The sequence below is a fragment of the Mycobacterium mantenii genome, assembly GCF_001667865.1.
GTDB classification, from domain to species: domain Bacteria; phylum Actinomycetota; class Actinomycetes; order Mycobacteriales; family Mycobacteriaceae; genus Mycobacterium; species Mycobacterium mantenii_A.
This window is the reverse complement of the sequence record NZ_LZJP01000126.1, coordinates 93,027-110,714: the sequence shown is the minus strand read 5'-3', so window position 1 is coordinate 110,714 and position 17,688 is coordinate 93,027. Positions and strand designations below refer to the sequence as shown.

17 protein-coding genes are annotated in these 17,688 nt (G+C 65.5%); 7 read left to right on the top strand and 10 right to left on the bottom strand.

The genetic code is table 11. The features are described from left to right. Positions 1-16 precede the first annotated feature (16 nt). From A5688_RS24300 to A5688_RS24285, 4 genes are all read right to left on the bottom strand, one after another. Positions 17-862: an ABC transporter permease gene (locus tag A5688_RS24300; protein WP_067832306.1), complete on the bottom strand. Its 846-nt coding sequence runs from the start codon at positions 860-862 to the stop codon at positions 17-19. 7 nt (positions 863-869) lie between these two features. Continuing rightward, entirely contained in the window at positions 870-1,688 is an 819-nt protein-coding gene (locus A5688_RS24295) for an MlaE family ABC transporter permease (protein WP_067832303.1), read from the bottom strand. 394 nt (positions 1,689-2,082) lie between these two features. After that, on the bottom strand, positions 2,083-3,288 hold the full coding sequence (locus A5688_RS24290) for a CaiB/BaiF CoA transferase family protein (RefSeq protein WP_067832302.1): 1,206 nt from the start codon (positions 3,286-3,288) through the stop codon (positions 2,083-2,085). After that, positions 3,285-4,799: an aldehyde dehydrogenase family protein gene (locus tag A5688_RS24285; RefSeq protein ID WP_067832300.1), complete on the bottom strand. Its 1,515-nt coding sequence runs from the start codon at positions 4,797-4,799 to the stop codon at positions 3,285-3,287. Before A5688_RS24285 ends, A5688_RS24290 begins: the two co-directional genes overlap by 4 nt. Before the next feature lie 281 nt (positions 4,800-5,080). Between A5688_RS24285 and A5688_RS24280 the strand changes: the two genes are divergently transcribed. The 7 genes from A5688_RS24280 to A5688_RS24250 all read left to right on the top strand — a co-directional run bounded on the left by A5688_RS24280 (position 5,081) and on the right by A5688_RS24250 (position 11,136). Next, positions 5,081-5,782: an SDR family NAD(P)-dependent oxidoreductase gene (locus A5688_RS24280; RefSeq protein WP_067832297.1), complete on the top strand. Its 702-nt coding sequence runs from the start codon at positions 5,081-5,083 to the stop codon at positions 5,780-5,782. Positions 5,783-5,835: 53 nt separating this feature from the next. Next, on the top strand, positions 5,836-6,036 hold the full coding sequence (locus A5688_RS24275; protein ID WP_007777307.1) for a ferredoxin: 201 nt from the start codon (positions 5,836-5,838) through the stop codon (positions 6,034-6,036). A gap of 47 nt (positions 6,037-6,083) precedes the next feature. Beyond that, the gene (locus tag A5688_RS24270) at positions 6,084-7,448 is read left to right on the top strand and encodes a cytochrome P450 (protein ID WP_067832295.1); all 1,365 of its coding nucleotides are present in this window, start codon (positions 6,084-6,086) and stop codon (positions 7,446-7,448) included. Between the two features lie 99 nt (positions 7,449-7,547). Then, a complete protein-coding gene (locus A5688_RS24265; RefSeq protein ID WP_067832293.1) occupies positions 7,548-7,991 on the top strand; it encodes a hypothetical protein in 444 nt (147 codons plus the stop codon). A 32-nt stretch (positions 7,992-8,023) separates the two neighbouring features. Beyond that, positions 8,024-8,914: a hypothetical protein gene (locus tag A5688_RS24260; RefSeq protein WP_067907551.1), complete on the top strand. Its 891-nt coding sequence runs from the start codon at positions 8,024-8,026 to the stop codon at positions 8,912-8,914. Beyond that, positions 8,911-9,483, top strand: coding sequence for a hypothetical protein (locus A5688_RS24255; RefSeq protein ID WP_067907554.1), 573 nt, complete (start codon positions 8,911-8,913; stop codon positions 9,481-9,483). The genes A5688_RS24260 and A5688_RS24255 overlap by 4 nt, the downstream gene beginning before the upstream one ends. 264 nt (positions 9,484-9,747) lie before the next feature. Further along, positions 9,748-11,136: an alpha/beta hydrolase gene (locus tag A5688_RS24250; protein WP_067907557.1), complete on the top strand. Its 1,389-nt coding sequence runs from the start codon at positions 9,748-9,750 to the stop codon at positions 11,134-11,136. Between the two features lie 5 nt (positions 11,137-11,141). On the opposite strand, the gene A5688_RS24245 is transcribed toward A5688_RS24250, so the two are convergent. The 6 genes from A5688_RS24245 to A5688_RS24220 form a co-directional block, all read right to left on the bottom strand. After that, positions 11,142-12,317, bottom strand: a complete 1,176-nt coding sequence (locus A5688_RS24245; protein WP_067907560.1) for an acyl-CoA dehydrogenase family protein — start codon at positions 12,315-12,317, stop codon at positions 11,142-11,144. Continuing rightward, entirely contained in the window at positions 12,301-13,299 is a 999-nt protein-coding gene (locus A5688_RS24240) for an acyl-CoA dehydrogenase family protein (protein ID WP_067832282.1), read from the bottom strand. Before A5688_RS24240 ends, A5688_RS24245 begins: the two co-directional genes overlap by 17 nt. A 122-nt stretch (positions 13,300-13,421) precedes the next feature. Beyond that, positions 13,422-14,036, bottom strand: coding sequence for a nitroreductase family protein (locus tag A5688_RS24235; RefSeq protein ID WP_067832280.1), 615 nt, complete (start codon positions 14,034-14,036; stop codon positions 13,422-13,424). Between the two features lie 87 nt (positions 14,037-14,123). Beyond that, positions 14,124-15,518, bottom strand: a complete 1,395-nt coding sequence (locus A5688_RS24230; protein ID WP_067909808.1) for an acyl-CoA reductase — start codon at positions 15,516-15,518, stop codon at positions 14,124-14,126. Continuing rightward, positions 15,515-16,861: a hypothetical protein gene (locus A5688_RS24225; RefSeq protein WP_067909805.1), complete on the bottom strand. Its 1,347-nt coding sequence runs from the start codon at positions 16,859-16,861 to the stop codon at positions 15,515-15,517. The genes A5688_RS24230 and A5688_RS24225 overlap by 4 nt, the downstream gene beginning before the upstream one ends. A gap of 145 nt (positions 16,862-17,006) precedes the next feature. Continuing rightward, positions 17,007-17,651: a TetR/AcrR family transcriptional regulator gene (locus A5688_RS24220; RefSeq protein WP_067909802.1), complete on the bottom strand. Its 645-nt coding sequence runs from the start codon at positions 17,649-17,651 to the stop codon at positions 17,007-17,009. Positions 17,652-17,688 lie beyond the last annotated feature (37 nt).

Sequence of the window (17,688 nt, the reverse complement as noted above, 5' to 3'; positions counted from 1 at the left end):
CGTTCCACCTCCTTTGCTAACCGGACAGGTTGAAGTTGCCGTTCGTACCGTAAATAGAGAGCGAGACCAACAGCGTTACCGACACCACGACGATGAGCGAGGTGCGCACCGCGTTGCCGGTCGCGTTGCCGACACCGGCCGGCCCCCCCGACGCGAAATAGCCGTAGTAAGTGTGGATCAGCAGGATGGTCAGCGCCATCAAGATGGCCTGCAGGAACGACCACAACAAGTCGATCGGGTTCAGGAACGTGTTGAAGTAGTGCTGGTACAAACCCTGCGACTGCCCGAGCAAGAACGTCGTGGTGAACTGACTGGCCACGAACGACAGGATCACGGCGATGCTGTACAACGGCGTGATTGCCATCATTCCGGCCAGGATCCTGGTGCTCACCAGGTAGGCGACCGGCCGAATTGCCATGCTTTCCAACGCATCGACTTCCTCGTTGATCCGCATGGCACCCAGCTGAGCCGTCACGCCGGCGCCGAAGGTGGCCGCCAGACCGATGCCGGCGACCACCGGTGCCGCGATACGCACATTGATGAACGCGGACAGAAAGCCCGTCAGCGCCTCGATGCCGATATTGCCCAGCGAGGTGTAGCCCTGGATGGCCAATGTGCCGCCCGCCGCCAGCGTCAGGAAGCCGACGATCACAACGGTTCCGCCGATCATCGCCAAAGTGCCCGCGCCCATGCTGATCTCGGCGATCAGTCGAACAACTTCGCGGGTGTAGTGCGTGGCCGCGAAAGGCACCCCGGCGAGCGCTTTGCCGTAGAACAGGGTGTGGTCGCCGATCCGCCCCATCAAGGCGACCGGCCTCTCGAGTTGGCGGGTTAATCGCGGATATGCAGCCCTCAGCGCCATGGTTGTTCTACTTCGCCGTCATCTTGATGCCGATCGCGGTGACGACCACGTTGACGACGAACAGGGACATGAAGGCGTAAACCACGGTTTCGTTCACCGCGTTGCCGACGGCCTTGGCGCCCCCACCCGTGATCGACAGGCCCCGATAGCAGGCGACCAGTCCGGCGATGAGGCCGAAAAGCGCTGCCTTGATGCACGAGATGACCACCTCGGGCACGCCGGTGAGCAAGGTGATTCCCGCGGCGAAGGCGCCGGGATTGACGTCTTGGACAAACACCGAAAAGACGTAGCCGCCAAGGACGCCGATGATGACGACAAGGCTGTTGAGCAAGAAGGCGACCAACCCGGAAGCCAGCATGCGCGGCGTGACCAACCGCTGCACTGGGTTGATGCCCAGCACTTCCATCGCGTCGATCTCTTCGCGGATTGTTCGCGACCCCAGGTCCGCGCACATTGCCGTGGCACCCGCGCCCGCCACGATCAGGACCGTCACCAGCGGTCCTAGCTGGGTGACCGCGCCGAACGCGGCGCCCGCACCGGAGAGATCCGCCGCGCCCAGTTCGCGCAGCAGGATGTTCAGCGTGAAGCTGACCAGGACGGTGAACGGGATCGCCACCAGCAAGGTGGGAGCCAACGACACCCGCGCGACAAACCAGGACTGCTCCAAGAACTCCCGCCACTGGAACGGGCGGCGGAACAGGAACTTGACCGCATCGGCAGACATTGCGAACAAGGCGCCGACGGCTTGCATGGGCCCGGAGATGTCCCATTTGAGTTTCAGCTGAGGCAATCCCGCTGACCAGTGGTCAGCTCCCTTAGTCGCCATCGGCGGCAGCCCCTTCCGACGCTACGAGACTGACAGTCTTGTTGTGGCGCAACGGGTGCGGTAGATTCGGCAGAATCGACAGCTGTGAAGGCGCGCTGACGAGGGCGAAATGCTCAGCGGGCAGCCACTTTCCGGCGGTGGTTTGCGAGGTGACAGCCGCGAATCCGCTCACGCCAAACCTCCGTTTCGTCGCGTGAGTTGGCGCTGCAAAACGAGGGGCCCCACGTCTTGAAGCGTCCGGCGATTATGACTCATGCCGCGTCCAGACGGAGCGAAAAATGCATAACCGTTATCGCGCATTTCTCGCTCCGCGCGATGGCGCAAGACAACTGCGTCCCAACGGAAGCGACGTTCGGCTCAAGCATGTCAGGGCTAGCTCCGGTTCCAGTAGTACTCACGTGACGGCGCCGGCCGTCTTCAGTTCGATGATGCGGTCCCAGTCGAGGCCGAGCTCCATCAGGATCTCGTCGGTCTGCTCGGCGAATCCGGGGGCCGGCCCGGTCCGTGGCGCTGCGACGTCGAACTGTACCGGGTTGGCCACCAGCTCGAGTTCGCCCGCCTGGACCATGTACTCGTTCGAGCGGATCTGTGCGTCGTCGGCCGCCTGCAGGGTGTCCTGCACCGGTGCCCACGGCCCGGACAGCGTGGCGAAGCGCTCGCTCCACTCGGCCAGCGTGCGGGCGGCGATGGCTTTGGTCAAGAGCTCCACCGCATCGGCCGTATTGGCGGCGATGTTCTCCACGGTGTCGAAGCGCGGGTCATCGGCCAGCTCCGGGAGGTCGACGTGGCGGCACACGTCGGCCCAGAACTTGGTGGGCTGCATCATCACGAAAGAGATGTAGCGGCCGTCGGACGTCGTGTAAAGCCCCACCAGAGGATTGTTGGGGGCGCCGTGCACGCCGGGTGGTGGCGATTCCAGCCGCTGACCCAAATGCTTTGTCAGCGCGACGGTATGCCCCAGCGACCACAGGCCGCTGCCCAGCAGCGACACGTCGACCACGGACGGTTCGCCGGTGCGCTCGCGTTTGAGCAGCGCGGCCGCGATGCCACCCGCGAGGTTGGTACCCGAGATGGTGTCGCCGTATGCCGGTCCCGGCGGCGCGATCATGCCCGGCATGCCCGCCGGAGTGATGGTGGCGGCGGTTCCGGCCCGGCACCAGAAGGCGGTCATGTCATAGCCGCCCTTGGTCGACTCCTCGCCGCGCGGGCCGAGCGCACTCCCGCGCGCGTAGACGATCTTGGGGTTGATCGCCCGGATGTCGTCGACGTCGATGCCGAACTTCTTCCGGTGGTCGGGCAGGAAACTCGTCAGGAAGACATCGGCGCGGCGGGCCAGTTCGTAAAGCACTTCCTTGCCCTCGGGCACCGACATGTCCAGCCCGATGCTGCGCTTGCCGCGGTTGGCGTGCTCGATGTTCGGGTTGGGATCGCCCTCGACCCGCAGCATCCCGGTCTGGCGGAGCCCGCGCTGCGGATCACCGGTCACCGCGTGCTCGACCTTGACCACGTCGGCGCCCCATTCGGCGAGCACCGCGCCCGCCGACGGAACGAAGCCGTACATGGCGACTTCGAGGACGCGGATGCCTTCGAGCGGCCTCATTCGCCGGCTCCTTTCGCTGAGACGGCTGGCACGGCAAAGGTCTTGCTCTCCAGGAACTCTTCGAGCCCGGCCACCCCCATCTCGCGGCCCACGCCCGACTGCTTGAAACCCCCGAAGGGAGCGTCGGCGCCGAAGTAGTTGCCACCGTTGACGGAGAAGGATCCGGCCCGGATCCGGCGCGCCACGGCTAGCGCCCGGTCTTGGTCGCGGCTGAACACCGCGCCCGCCAGTCCGTAAATCGAGTTGTTGGCGATGCGCACGGCATCGTCGTCATCGTCGAACGCGATCACCACGAGCACCGGCCCGAAGATCTCGTCCTGCGCGATCTCGCTGTCGGGGTCGACGTTGGTCAGCAGCGTCGGCGCATAGAAGTAGCCCGGATCCAGTCGCTTGCCACCCGTGACCAGGGTCGCCCCGGCGGCCACGGCGCGCTGCACCATGCCGTCGACCTTTTCGCGCTGTTGCTCGCTGATCAGCGGCCCCATATAGGTGGTGGGGTCGGCCGGGTCCCCGTGTCGCACCTTGGCGAAGTTCTGCGCGATCAGTTCGACGATTTCGTCGTGATGCGACTTGGGCACCAGCAGCCGGGACGTGAGCGCGCACCCCTGGCCGGCATGCGTGACCATGCTGAAGGCCGCGAACAGCGCGGCGTTGGCGAAGTCGGCGTCGTCGAGCATGATGGCCGCCGACTTGCCGCCCAGCTCCAGAAAGACGCGCTTGACCGTGTCGCTCGAGGCGGCCATGATCTTGCGTCCGACCGCGGTCGACCCGGTGAAGGTGATGACGTCGACGTCCGGGCTGGTGGTCAGCGCGACGCCCGACGCGGGATCCGACGAGCTGAGCACATTCACCACCCCGGCGGGGATGTCGGTGTGGTTGGCGATCAGCTCGCCGAGCGCCAGGGTGACCAACGGCGTGTCCGGTGCGCCCTTGAGCACGACGGTGCATCCGGCGGCCAGCGCCGGGGCGAGCTTCGCCAGCGCGAGCTGATTCGGATAGTTGTAGGCGATGATCGCGCCGACCACCCCGGCGGCTTCTCTTTCCACCCAGCGGTGGTGACGCATGCCCCGCGATTCTCTTTCGCCGAGGTCTTCGGAGAACTGGTAGGTGCGCAGCAGGTCCGCATAGAAGCGCACGATGCCGATCGGCTCGTCGAGCTGGGCGCCCTGGGTCAGTGCCCGGGTGGCGCCGACTTCGGCGATGGTGAGGTCTCGCAACTCTTCGGCGTGCTCGACGAGCGCCCGGTGCAGCTGGTCGAGGCAGCGGATCCGCAGTTCGACATCGGTGGGCCAGCTGGTGGTGTCGAACGCGCGGCGGGCCGCCGCGATCGCCGCTTGGGCCTCAGCGCCACCGGCGTCCGGCGCGTGCCCGATGACGGCACCCGTTGCGGGGTTGATCGAGGGGAATGTCTTGTCGGCGCTGACCAGCCGGCCATCGATCAACAGGCGGCGGTCGACGTGGGACTCAGGCGCGGCGTCCGCGACGGGCTCTGCCGTGTCCTGGGCAGGCATTCCGTACCCCCTAGTGTGGTGGCGGTCACGATAATTTCATTCTCTTCCCCGGCGAATCTTACATTCGAGTTTCGATAATTCAAGAAAGTCTCAGGAATGAGATCGACCTGCTGACCTGGGCCGCAAACGGCCGTAGGCTGTCGGCCTGGGCCTCTCCATGCAGGCTGGAGGCGGTGTTGCGCGCGTGTTGCATGGCCCTCAGCGCGGAGAGTAAGGTTCTCATAATTGTAAGGGAGATTCTTTGTGACTGAAATGGCGCCCTTCGGAGCAGAGGCCTCGACATGAAGACTGCGGTAGTCACCGGTGGCGGATCCGGCATCGGTCTCGCCGTCGTGCAACGCCTGCGCGCCGACGGTTTGAACGTCGCCTCTATCGACCTGCGTCCGTCGGAGGGTGACTTCGCGTTCACCGCCGACGTCACCGACCGGTCGCAGCTGGATGCTGCGCTGTCGGCCATCCGCGCCCAGCTCGGTCCGGTGACGGTTCTGGTCAACGCGGCCGGGCTCGACGGGTTCAAGAAGTTCAACAACATCACCTTCGAGGACTGGCATCGGGTGATCGACGTCAATCTCAACGGCGTCTTCCATACCGTCCAGGCGGTGCTGCCCGACATGGTCGAGGCGGGGTGGGGACGCATCGTCAACATCTCGTCGTCGAGCACGCATTCCGGTGCGCCCTATATGAGTCACTATGTGGCGGCCAAATCGGCGGTCAACGGCCTGACGAAGTCGCTCGCACTCGAGTACGGGCCCAAGGGCATCACCGTCAACGCGGTGCCGCCGGGCTTCATCGACACCCCGATGCTGCGTGCCGCCGAGAAGAACGGATTCCTCGGCGACATCGACGAGACCATCGCGCGGACCCCGGTGCGCCGGATGGGCACGCCCGAGGACATCGCGGCGGCGTGCGCGTTTTTGGTGTCCGAGGAAGCCGGCTACATCACCGGTCAGATCCTGGGCGTCAACGGCGGTCGCAACACCTGAGCGGTGTCGATTCGTCAGCGGTGTCCGGCAACCAGTGTGAGAGGAGAGAACCCGTGAAGGTCTGGGTGGATTCGCAGCGGTGCCAGGGCCACACCCTGTGCGCGATGATCGCTCCGGAATCGTTCCAGCTCAGCGATATCGACGGGAGCTCGTCGGCGATCGACGAGGTGGTGCCCGCCGATCGCGAGGACCAGGTGCGGGAAGCCGCGCAGTCCTGTCCGGAGCAAGCCATCATGATCACCGACGACGCCTGAGCGTAACTAGGTTTTTGGCTACCGAAACACGTAGGGAGACTAAAGCGTTGAGTGTCGACGACGTCGTCAACGACAGCGACCGCAAGAAGAACCGGTACCACTTCGACCGGCATTCCTCCGAGTACCGGTCGCAGTTCAAGGCGATCACCGAAGAGATGCACGCCAAGTGCCCCATGGCCTGGACGGACACCTATGGCGGCCACTGGGTTGCGGCCGGCAGCCACGAGGTCTTCGAGCTGGCCCGCTGCCCCGCAGTCTCCAACGATCACGACATCCACGGCGAACGCCGCGGCTACAAGGGCATTTCGATTCCCACGGCCAGCCGCGTCAGCGCGGTGCGCGGCGGGATCCTGGAGATGGACGACCCCGAGCACCGCACCTATCGAACGGTGCTCAACCCGTATCTGTCACCCGCGGCGATCAAGCGCTGGGAACCGTTCATCGACGACGTGACGCGCGCCTGCCTGGACGAGAAGATCGAGAGCGGCCGCATCGACTTCGTCGATGACTTGGCCAATATCGTGCCCGCCGTCTTTACGCTGGCGATGCTGGGCATCCCGCTGAAGAAGTGGAACATGTACAGCGAGCCGGTGCACGCCGCGGTGTACACCCCCGAACACTCCCCCGATATCGAGCGCGTCACCGCGATGCACCGGGAGATGGGGCTCGACATGGTCAACAACATGATCGAGATCCGCGCGAACCCGCGGCCCGGAATCGTCAACGGCCTGCTCGAGATGCGCATCGACGGCGAGCCGGCCCCGGAGCTGGAAATCCTGGGCAACCTGGGCCTGGTCATCGGGGGTGGGTTCGACACCACGACCGCGCTGACCGCCCACTCGCTGGAATGGCTTTCGGAGCACCCGGAGCAACGGCAGCTGCTCAGCGACGAGCGCAAAACCTTGCTCGATCCCGCGACCGAGGAGTTTCTGCGCTTCTTCACCCCGGCGCCCGGGGATGGCCGGACGTTTGCCGACGACACCGAGCTCGACGGCACACAGTTCAAAGAGGGTGAGCGGCTGTGGATTTCGTGGGCGATGGCCAACCGCGACCCATCGGTCTTCCACGACCCGGACAAGATCATCCTCGACCGCAAAGGCAACCGGCACTTCAGCTTCGGTCTGGGTGTTCACCGGTGCATCGGCTCGAACGTGGCGCGCACCGTGTTCAAATCCATGCTGACCGCGGTCCTGGACCGGATGCCCGATTATCGGTGCGATCCGGAGGGCACCGTCCACTACGAGACCATCGGTGTCATCCAGGGCATGCGCAAGCTGCCGGCCACCTTCACCCCCGGCCGCAAGGTCGGAGCGGGACTGGACGAGACGCTGGAGAAGCTGCAGCGCATCTGCGATGAGCAAGAACTGGCCAGGCCGATCACCGAACGCAAGGAATCCGCGGTCATCGACTAGGCGGACCTGGACGGACCGGTCGTTGACTACCACAGTTTCTCCGACTAGGCCTGTTCAGCACCACCGCGCCTTATATTTGGGCCAAGCGCCTGTGCAGAGATGGGAGACGCAAGGGTGAAGACTTTCGCAGTGAGCCTTGCGCTTGCCGCGGCCGCGCTGACTGTCGCGCCGACCGCCCACGCGGACATGCTCTTTGGCAACTACCATGTGGACACGAACCGGGATCCCGGCCACTTCTGGATTTGGTCGATCAGCCCGTGCGTCCAGCCAGCGCCAGGATGCCTGCAGGTGTACGCGACTCCGCAGCCCAACGGGCAAGCGACCGTCTACAGGGGCATAGCTCAACTGGCCAACGGCCGCTACACCATGGCCGTCGATGTGCCCGACGGTGTTCGCTGCGTGGTCCAATTCTTTCCCTCGCACGACGTGTACTCGTGGGATCCGGTGACGCTGGCGGGTCAAGTCGACTCGACGTTCGACACAGGCTGCGGTGGCGGACCAGGGGGCACCAACAGTTATCCGTTCTCGCTCGTGCGATTCTAGCCGCGTGAGACGTACAGGAGTCGGTAAGCACGATGGCTGAGGCGAAGAAACCGCCGCAAGATTCGGCCACCTCGAAAGCCGACGCGAGGGCGCTACTAGAGGAAGCCGAGGCGGAAGCGGCCGAAGCCGAAGCACTGGCCGCCGCGGCGCGCGCCCGCGCCCGTGCCGCCCGACTCCGGCGCGAGGCGTTGGCCCAAGCCGAGGCAGAGGCTGAGGCAAAGGCTGCGGCCGACACCGATGCCGAGGCCGCCGAGGAAACCCCGGACGCCGACGAGGACGAAGCTCGCGCCGACGAGGCGAAGACCGACGACGAGGTTGCCGACACCACCGCGGCAACCGACGACGACGAAGCGGAGACCGAGGAGGCAGTCTCCGACGAAACCGCCGAAGATCCAGAAGCGGAAGCCGAGTCGGCTCGCTCGCGGCGACGCCTGCGGTTGCCATCGTGGTCCGTGGCGTGGAAAGCGGCCGTCATAGTCCTCATCTGCGCCTTCGTCGCGGCCAGCGGATACATGATGTGGAACCGCCACCAAGTCACCGAGCGCCACCAGCGCGCAGCCAACTTCATCGCGGGGGCCAGACAAGGTGTCGTCAACCTGACTTCCATGGACTTCAACAAGGCCAAGGAGGACGTCCAGCGGGTGATCGACAGCTCAACCGGCCAATTCCGGGACGACTTCCAGGCGCGTGCAAAAGATTTCACGACCGTCGTTGAGCAGTCCAAAGTGGTCACCGAGGGAACAGTGCATGCCGCGGCCGTGCAATCCATAAACGGGGATTTCGCATTGGTTCTCGTCGCGGCGACCTCGCACATCACGAACGCCGCCGGGGCCAAAGACGAACCACGCAACTGGCGGCTCAAGGTGACCGTCAAGGACGACGGCGGACAGTACAAGATGTCGAACGTGGAGTTCATTCCATGAATAAGGACAAGCCCGGCATCAACACCGCCGACGACTCCGCCGAACAAACCGACCGCAATGAAAGTAGCGCGCCACCCGCACGGCGCAGGGTGAAGGTCGTTCCGGTGCTACTGCTTGCGCTGCTGTTGCTTTCCGGCGGCTTGGCGACGTGGCTGTACTTCACGAAGTACCGGCCGGATAGGCAGACCGACGCCGGCGTCGCGAGCGCGGTCGCCAGTGCGGCGTCCGACGGAACGGTCGCGTTGCTGTCGTACTCACCCGACTCGCTCGACAAAGACTTCGCCGCCGCCAAGACTCACCTGTCCGGCGACTTCTTGTCGTACTACAACCAGTTCACCGAACAGATCGTTGCTCCGGCAGCCAAACAGAAGTCGCTGAAAACCAACGCCCGGGTGCTGGGGGCCGCGGTTCAGGAGTTACATCCGGATTCGGCGGTCGTGCTGGTGCTGGTCGACCAGAGCACCACGAGCAAGGACAATCCCGACCCGTCGATGGCTTCCAGCAGCGTGCTGGTGAGCCTGACCCGGGTCAACGGCACCTGGCTGATCACCAAATTCGACCCCGTCTAAGGCCCGTTAAGCGCGCCGGGCCACTCTCGACCGTCGAGTGTGAATCCACGGATTTGACTGTGCGCTCATTGCGACGACACGCCGACGACACGTCGGGCGGCTTCACACTCAACGCCGTGGTTTCACACCCGATGTAGCGAACCCACGGGCGCCGGTTCCGGCCGCCGGGACGCCGCCCAAGAATCCACCAAGAATCCGCCGAGGTCGGCGTTCGATCCTTTTTTCACGCAGCTGATGCGCTGGCGGCCGAGAGGAGGAATCGCCATGTCGCTACTGGGCAACCACATATCGCTGATGCACGGTTGGGTGCCGATCACGGCCCAGATCGCCACGCCGATCACGCTGGGGCTGGCCGCCGGTTGGCGCTCGCGTCGTTGGCGCCTGCTGTGGCTGCCTGTCGCCGCGGTCGTGGGAATCATGGCGGCCTTCGGGGCGCACTCCTACATTGCCGACGGCGCCAGCAAAGCGGCCCCGGACGCGCTGTACGTGTGGATCGCAGTGGCCGGCATGGCCGTGGTGGTGCTGATCCTGGGCTGGCGCGGCGCACGGTGGTGGCGGCGCGGGCTGTCCGTCCTGGCCGTGCCGCTGTGCCTGCTCTGCTCGTTGCTCGTGCTCAACCAGTGGGTCGGATACTTCCAGACCGTGCAGAGCGCATGGAATCAGTTCACCTCCGTTCCGCTGCCCAACCAGACCGACAAGGCGACCGTCACCACGCTGGCGGCGAAGGGTTCCAAGCCGCCGCACGGCAGCCTGGTGCCGGTGGTGATTCCCGACGAGGCCTCACACTTCCAGCATCGCGAAGAACTGGTCTACCTGCCGCCGGCATGGTTTGCCAGCTATCCGCCCCCGCAGCTGCCGACGGTGATGATGATCGGCGGCATGGTCAACACCCCCGCCGACTGGGTGCGCGCCGGCGGCGCGATGGACACCGTCGACGCCTTCGCGGCCGCGCACGGCGGCAACGCGCCGGTGCTGGTGTTCGTGGACCCGGGCGGCGCGTTCGACAACGACACCGAATGCGTCAATGGAAGCCGCGGCAACGCCGCCGACCACCTGACCAAAGACGTTGTCCCCTATATGGTCTCGAACTTCGGAGTCAGCCCCGACCGGTCACACTGGGGCGTCGTCGGCTGGTCCATGGGCGGGACGTGCGCGGTGGACCTGACCGTCATGCACCCCAACATGTTCAGCTCGTTCGTCGACATCGAGGGCGACCTGACCCCGAACACCGGAACCAAGGAACAAACCATCGCCAACCTTTTCGACGGCGATGCCGAAGCGTGGGCGAAGTTCGACCCGACCACGGTGATCAACCGCCACGGCCGCTACACCGGCGTGTCCGGGTGGTTCGCCATCTCGTCGGGTGGTTCGCCGCGTCGCGACATCACGACCGTCGACACCGCGGCGATGGCCGTCGCCGGCCGCGCCGCCGCCGCCGACCCGGGTAACCAGGCCGCGGCCGCCTCGTCGCTGTGCGGGCTGGGCCGGGCGAACGGCATCGACTGCGCGGTCATCGCCCAGACCGGAAAGCACGACTGGCCGACGGCCGGCATGGCCTTTTCCACCGCACTGCCTTGGCTGGCCGGCCAGCTGCACACCCCGGGCGTAAACCGGATTGCGTTGCCCGGCAACGTCTCTCAGCAGGCTCTCTGACCGCGCTAGCCGCGCGGCAGGCCGAGCACCCGCTGGGCGATGATGTTGCGCTGGATTTCGGAGGTGCCGCCGGCGATGGTCCCGGAGAAGCTGCGGGCGTAGCGCTCGAACCAGCTGGCGAAGTAGTGGTCGAGGTTCATGTGCGCATACGGCCCCGTCAGTCCGGGGTGCACAAGCCCCTCGGATCCCGCGGACGTCAACGCCAGTTCCATGCCGCGCAACTCCGCTTCGGAACCGAGCAACTTGAGCACCGAGATCGCTGCCACGTCGTCTTCGCCGCGCGCGGCGCGGGCCAGGGCCGCCGAACCCAGCAGGCGCAGCGCCTGCTTGTCCATGATCGTGCTGGCGTACTGGTCGCGCTCAACTTCGGTGCCGGGATGGAAGTCGTCGATCATGTTCTCGAGACGATCGGCGAAACCCAGCCACATCATGGTGCGTTCGTGCCCGAGCGATCCGTTGGCCACCCGCCAACCCTGGTCAAGTTCGCCGACCAGGTTCTCGGCCGGCACCCGCACGTCGGTGAAGAACACCTCGTTGAAATCCAGATCGTCGATATCGCAGATCGACGGGAAGGGCCGGCGCACCAGACCCGGGGTATCGGTGGGGATGATGAGCGCGCTGATTCCCTTGTGCTTCGGCGCATCTGGATTGGTACGGACGAACGTCAACAAGACGTCGGCGTCGTGGGCACCCGAGGTCCATACCTTCTGGCCATTGACCACGAAGTGGTCGCCGTCGCGCACCGCGCGGGTGCGTAGCGACGCCAGGTCGGAGCCGGCGCTGGGTTCGCTCATCCCGAGTGACGCGGTGATCTCGGCACGCAGGATCGGCACCGCCCAGCGCCGCTTCTGTTCGTCGCTGCCGAACGACAACAGCGATGCCCCAACGATGTTCACGCCTTGCGGGTTGAAGCTGTGGTAGATCCGGCGGCGGCTGAGTTCCTCGAGGTAGACGAACTGCTGAATGACCGACGCGTTGCGACCACCGAATTCCGGCGGCTGACTGGGCAGCAGCCAGCCGTTGTCGAACAGCAGCCGCTGCCAGTCGCGTGCCCACTGCGGCATATGCGAGACCGACCGGGGACGCTCGAGCGTTTCGCTTGCGGGAGGCAGGTTTTCGTCGAGGAAGGCCGAGAACTCCGCCCGGAACTCCTCGACCTCGGAATCAAAAGTCAGCTGCACGGTATTCCTCCGCGATCCGCGCCCGGTGCTCCGCCGCACCGCCGAGCATCAACTCACCCGCTTTGGCGCGTTTGAGCGCGAACTGCAGGTCGTTCTCCCACGTGAATCCCATTGCGCCGTGCAGCTGTAGGCCGTGCCGGAACACCAACGACTGGCACTCCCCCGCCGAGGCCTTGGCCATCGCGGCCGCCAGCCGGCGCCGGGGGTCATCGGCGGCGATCGTCAACGCCGCGAAGTAGGCCAGCGCCCGCGCCCGTTGCACGGCGACGTGCATGTCTGCGGCCTTGTGCTGGACGGCCTGGAACGAGCCGATCGGTACGCCGAACTGCTGACGGCTTTTGACGTGCTCGAGCACCAGATCGAGGATGCGCTGGCAGGCGCCGACCATCGTGATCGCCATGCCGGTCAGCGCAAAATGGTGGGCGCGCTCCGCATCGACGGTCAGCCGCTCGCTGTCGGGCACCCGAACCTCCGCGAACGACAGGTCGGCGACGTGCAGCACCGGGTCGAACACCGCCGAACGCCGGGCCGACACCTGACTGGACTCGACCAGGAACACCCCGGCGTCGGTCACCACCGCGAGGCGATCCGCGCGGTCACCGTCGAGCACGTGGCGTGCCGTGCCGTCCAGTACCCAGCCCTGGGCGTCGCGGTGCGCCGCGACCCCGCTGTAGACGGCGGTGCCCGACTGATGTGGATCGAAGCGGTCGGCGGCCAGCGGCGCGAACTGGCTCATCGTCGCCAGGAACGGGGTGGGGTCGGTGGCGCGGCCGAGCTCTTCGAGCACGATGGCCAGCTCGACGGCGCTGTCCGCATCGCTGAGCTCGGTCCAGCCCTGGTCCACATACGATTTCCACAGCGGGCTGGGGTCGATGCCCTCTTCGGCCACGCTGCGCACCAGCGACGGCGGGCACTGTTTCGCGACGGCGTCGCGCACGGTGTCCTGCCACAGTCGCTGATCAGCATCGAACTCCAACAGCATCCGCGCCGCCTCTCGTCGTGACTGTTAGGCGAGAATAACATTCTCGGTTGCGGAAGTAATAATCTCGTAAATCGGGCATGGGGTCACCGGAGGGTCGGTGACGAGCGGAATCCTCCGGTGACTTAGACGCTGGTCAGGCCGTCGGCGGCGTTATCCCAGCGGTCGAGGTTGACGAACTCGGCCAGCGGGCGGCGGCGCAGCGGCCCGTGGTTGCCCTTCGGCCACCCGATCACGACGTGGCCGGCGATCATCCAGCCGTCGGGTATGCCGACGGCTTCCCTCAGCAGTTGTTCACCGCCGTACGACGCCCAGCTGGTCAGGCAGGCGCCCAGCCCCTGGGCGCGCGCGGCCAGCAGAAAGTTCTGCATGGCGGGAAAGATCGAACCGCCGAGCAGGAGTTCCGATGCCGTCGGGTAGTGCGCCTGGGCGAACAACACCGAGGTGAATTCACCGGCGCGGTCGTGCAATTCGTACGTCGCACGGTAGGTACGGGCCCGGCGGCTGTTGTCGTCGGGGGCGGGCCGGCTCATGCCGTAAACCGGCTCGATCACCTCCAGCGCGTGGGCGGCGGCCTTGGCCACCACGGCCCGCTGCTCGGGCGACCGCAGCACCACGAAACGCCAGCCCTGCGCGTTGGCGCCCGAAGGAGCCCACCTGGCCGCCTCGAGGCAGCGCGCCAGGGTCGCGTCGTCCACCGGTTCGTCGGTGAAGCGCCGGATCGTTCGGGCCGTCGACATCACTTCCCAGATGTCCGCGCTTGCTCCGGTCACTGCCGCTCCTCAACTTTGGCTCCCTCACGCTAGCGTGTGGCGCGACCGCGAGGCTCACACGTCGGCACTGGCGATGTCGTCGTCGCCCATCCAGTGAACGAACCGCTGCAACGGATACATCGCATCGTGCGGGCTACCGAGCACGTGGGCGTTCGCGGTTCCGAGCCGGCACAGACGTTGCGCCCCGGCGCTTGCCAGCCGATCCCGCAGCTGCGCTTTGCGTTCGTACGGGTACACACCAATGGTTTGAGTGGCAACGTTGACATGACGGACCGCGTCGTCGAGTGACGGGACCATCACAACGTTCGATGTCTTATTGGTGGGCTGAAATTCGACGGGGCGATCCGAAAGGATGACCAGGCCGCGCCCGTCGAAAGCGCCCCACACGGTGAGTTCGCCCATGGCCTCCATCACCTGGATCTCGTCGCGCACCTCAGCCGGCAGTGGCGGGCCCACCGCAGAGGCGAAATCGCGGTCCACGGCCAGCCGCCGTGCCAGCGCGGAGCACAGCGATTCGACTTGGGCCCGTTCGCCTTCCACGAACGCGAAGCGGCTGGCCAAGCACGCCTCCTGGTTGAACACCGTGGTGTCGGCCGCCAGCCGATCGGCGACGTCGGCGATGCGGTCCTCGGACTCGAACGCCTCGCGTCCGATCATCGAAATCGAGGACTTCGGATCGAAGGAGATCAATTGGATCCCCGGGCCCAGGTACTGGATGACGTTGTTGATCGCCTCGCCTCCTCCCCAGGCAACGATCTTGTCGAAGTACTGCGGCCGGTACAGGGTGCGCTCGATGGCGGTGTCGCCGCCCTGCCAGTAGATCGCCGACATCGACCGCACCACAGGGTGTTTCGGGTCGATCTCTGCCATGGTGCGCAACACGGCCACCGTGGTGAAGGGGTCACTCGACGGCAGCTTGAACAGATTGACCGCCTTGACCAGGGCACCCTGTGCGATCGACGCGACGCATCCCGACGGGGCATTGCCGGCCAGCATGTGCACCATTCGCGACGGAAACGCGCGCACCGCACCCTTGTTGCCGTATGGGTCGACGCGCTCGACCCATCCGTCCAGAGCCTGGCGATCGGCGAAGTTCGAATCGACCATGCTTTCCAAGAGCGGCCTGGTCAGGTACATCGGGGCTTGGCGATAGAGATTCTCGACCACCCGGCGCGGCAACGGATTTGTGGCCGCGATCAGCTCCAGGCATTGCTGCAGGTGCGGGTTGCGGTCCAGATCCAGGCGCACCCCCGTTTCGGCCAGGAAGTCGATGATCTCGGCGAGCTTGACGTCCAGCAGCGGCGGCAGCTGCGATCGCGCCATTATCAGTGCATCAAGATCGATTGCGGGAGTGACGAAATCGGCGCCGAGATCGCGCGATCGGTGACGAATCCCGGTCCCTTCGACCAGCACGCCCTGCACAAAATGGGGCGCCGACAACGTGGTCATGCGACGCCCCGTACATAGGCGTCGACGCTGCCGGCGCAGGTGATCTTGTCGCCGCCGGGCAGGTCGGCGTATCGCGTGATCTCGCGGCCTACCGTCGGCCCCTGATGCCCGCACTGACACTTGCCGAAGCTGGCGCTGATCCGGTCTCCGCTGATCACGCCTCCCCAGCGGCCTTCGATCGAGGCGTCGAAGAAGGCTGCCCGGGCCTCGATCTCACCGCCGGCGGGATCCAGTAATTGCTCGCCGGCGGTGTCCAGCGGCAGCATGATCACCCAGGGCGAGATGTGATAGCGCCCCGCATGGCATAAGGGGAAGGTCGCATTGATCTCGCGCATGCTGTAAGCGTGGTACAACCGATCGCTCGAAACGTTGAACGTCTCCAACACGTATTCGCGGTAATTCTCCGGTAGCGCAGCGCCTTTGAGCCCCCCGGCTACCATCATCGCGTTGTCTTTATGGAAATCGTCGCCACCGTGCCCTTTGGCGCGAATGCCCTCGGCGATCCGATAAAGCGTGGCGAACATGCCGGTGGCCAGCAGCGGCAGGTTGCGGGCTTCGATCACGGCGTCGACCGCCTTCTTCGCCGACGTTTCCATGTCGGCTCCGCGCTGCGCGGCGATGCGTTCGAACTCGGCGATCTCGCTGGGACGTGCGGTTCCGTCGGTGAGCTTGCGACGCAATGTGATGATGTCGACCATCGATCCGACGGTGATCGGCTCGCCGTCGCCGAATTGGTAGGGCGGGTATTTCGGCGAGAAGCAGTCGACCATCGCCTGCCGGATGGCGTCCTCGCGTGGTGCGGCGAATTGTGGCCCCAGGCCTAAGAATTTGCGGTCCTCGCCGCGGGTTAAGCCGGTGGCCCACAACAGCGCCTCGATGTTGACCCGGGCGGAGAGTTCGATGTCGCCCTCGGTGCAGGAAAGCATGGCGGGCTTGCCGGTGGTGCCGCTGGAACAAGAGAGGTAGTGGCCGACCGTCTCCAGCTGCTTGATCCAGTCATCGAGGGTTTGCACGCCACTGGTGTCGAGGCCCTCCACATCACGGGTGGAGACGGTCGCCAGCCACCTGCCCATCCGGTCCCACTGGCCGTCGTTCAGCCAGCCTTCCGCGTAGGTCTTGTACGTGGTGTGCGCGAAAAGTAGTGGCACCAGATCACCGGGCCGCTTGATCTCTTTGACGCCAGCCGATTCGGCGCGGTTGGCCAGCAGTGGAATCGGCCGGGCCTGGCTCTGCAGCCGCTCGTTGGCCGCTTCCAGTTGCAGGGGGAGCAGTTCGGCGGGCGCGATGTCGAAGCAGTCATCGGACCCGACCAAATTCACTAAGCGCTCTACTGCAGTTGCCATCCGGTGCTCCTTAGTTGACGCCGCCCCCAGTAAGTAAACACCAATGTATATTAACGGTCTAGGGCAGTCGGCATCCCCGCACCGGTTGCGTTGCCGAACTTTGCCAACTCGAGAGGCGGTGCTACGTGAGGAGCCAAGCCTCGGCTCAGTCCCGACGCAGGACGCCGCGCAGGAAGAGGTCGACTGCGCACTGCAGGTGGCGCTCGTCCTCCTCGGGACTGCGATAGATCCCGCAGTCAGCCAGCCGAGCCGGTAAATGCTCGACCAGCGCGATGAAGTGACCGGCGGCCACCTCCAGGTCATCGACCTCGATGGTCCCGGCCTGCTGGTGTCGAGCAAGCAGGTCCATCACCTGCCGGTGACGTGGGGACCAGGTCATGGAATGCGCACTGACGGCGAATTCGGGAAACCGTGCCGATTCGTTCATCGCGATCCGCTTCAGGCGCACGATGTTCGGATCGATCGCTCGCTCGAGACCGGCCCGACCGACCGCGAGGAGAGCGCCGCGCAGATCCTCCCCATCGAGTTCCTGGGTGACTTTGTCCTCCGTTCGGCGGGTGAGCGCCCAGGGAATGACGTCGAGAAAGATCGCGCGTTTGTCGGGATAACGTGCGTAGAGCGTGCGCCGGGTGATGCCGGCCGCTTTGGCGATCGCATCCATCGTGGTGGCGTCGTAGCCATGCTTGGCGAATGTCGCGACGGCCGCCTTGCGCAGCTTGTGTTGCAGCTTCTTGGCTTCGCCCTGCGTCGGGCGCCCGCGCCGAGTTGTCGTGACCACGGAAATATACATTAACGTGTAGATAACCGTTGGCGCGACGAAAGAGGTC

Bases quoted from the DNA above. Each gene is read 5' to 3' on its own strand.
- A5688_RS24300 (WP_067832306.1), bottom strand. From the start codon at position 862: ATGGCGCTGAGGGCTGCATATCCGCGATTAACCCGCCAACTCGAGAGG.
- A5688_RS24295 (WP_067832303.1), bottom strand. From the start codon at position 1,688: ATGGCGACTAAGGGAGCTGACCACTGGTCAGCGGGATTGCCTCAGCTG.
- A5688_RS24290 (WP_067832302.1), bottom strand. From the start codon at position 3,288: ATGAGGCCGCTCGAAGGCATCCGCGTCCTCGAAGTCGCCATGTACGGC.
- A5688_RS24285 (WP_067832300.1), bottom strand. From the start codon at position 4,799: ATGCCTGCCCAGGACACGGCAGAGCCCGTCGCGGACGCCGCGCCTGAG.
- A5688_RS24280 (WP_067832297.1), top strand. From the start codon at position 5,081: ATGAAGACTGCGGTAGTCACCGGTGGCGGATCCGGCATCGGTCTCGCC.
- A5688_RS24265 (WP_067832293.1), top strand. From the start codon at position 7,548: ATGGGAGACGCAAGGGTGAAGACTTTCGCAGTGAGCCTTGCGCTTGCC.
- A5688_RS24260 (WP_067907551.1), top strand. From the start codon at position 8,024: ATGGCTGAGGCGAAGAAACCGCCGCAAGATTCGGCCACCTCGAAAGCC.
- A5688_RS24255 (WP_067907554.1), top strand. From the start codon at position 8,911: ATGAATAAGGACAAGCCCGGCATCAACACCGCCGACGACTCCGCCGAA.
- A5688_RS24250 (WP_067907557.1), top strand. From the start codon at position 9,748: ATGTCGCTACTGGGCAACCACATATCGCTGATGCACGGTTGGGTGCCG.
- A5688_RS24240 (WP_067832282.1), bottom strand. From the start codon at position 13,299: ATGCTGTTGGAGTTCGATGCTGATCAGCGACTGTGGCAGGACACCGTG.
- A5688_RS24235 (WP_067832280.1), bottom strand. From the start codon at position 14,036: ATGTCGACGGCCCGAACGATCCGGCGCTTCACCGACGAACCGGTGGAC.
- A5688_RS24230 (WP_067909808.1), bottom strand. From the start codon at position 15,518: ATGACCACGTTGTCGGCGCCCCATTTTGTGCAGGGCGTGCTGGTCGAA.
- A5688_RS24225 (WP_067909805.1), bottom strand. From the start codon at position 16,861: ATGGCAACTGCAGTAGAGCGCTTAGTGAATTTGGTCGGGTCCGATGAC.
- A5688_RS24220 (WP_067909802.1), bottom strand. From the start codon at position 17,651: ATGTATATTTCCGTGGTCACGACAACTCGGCGCGGGCGCCCGACGCAG.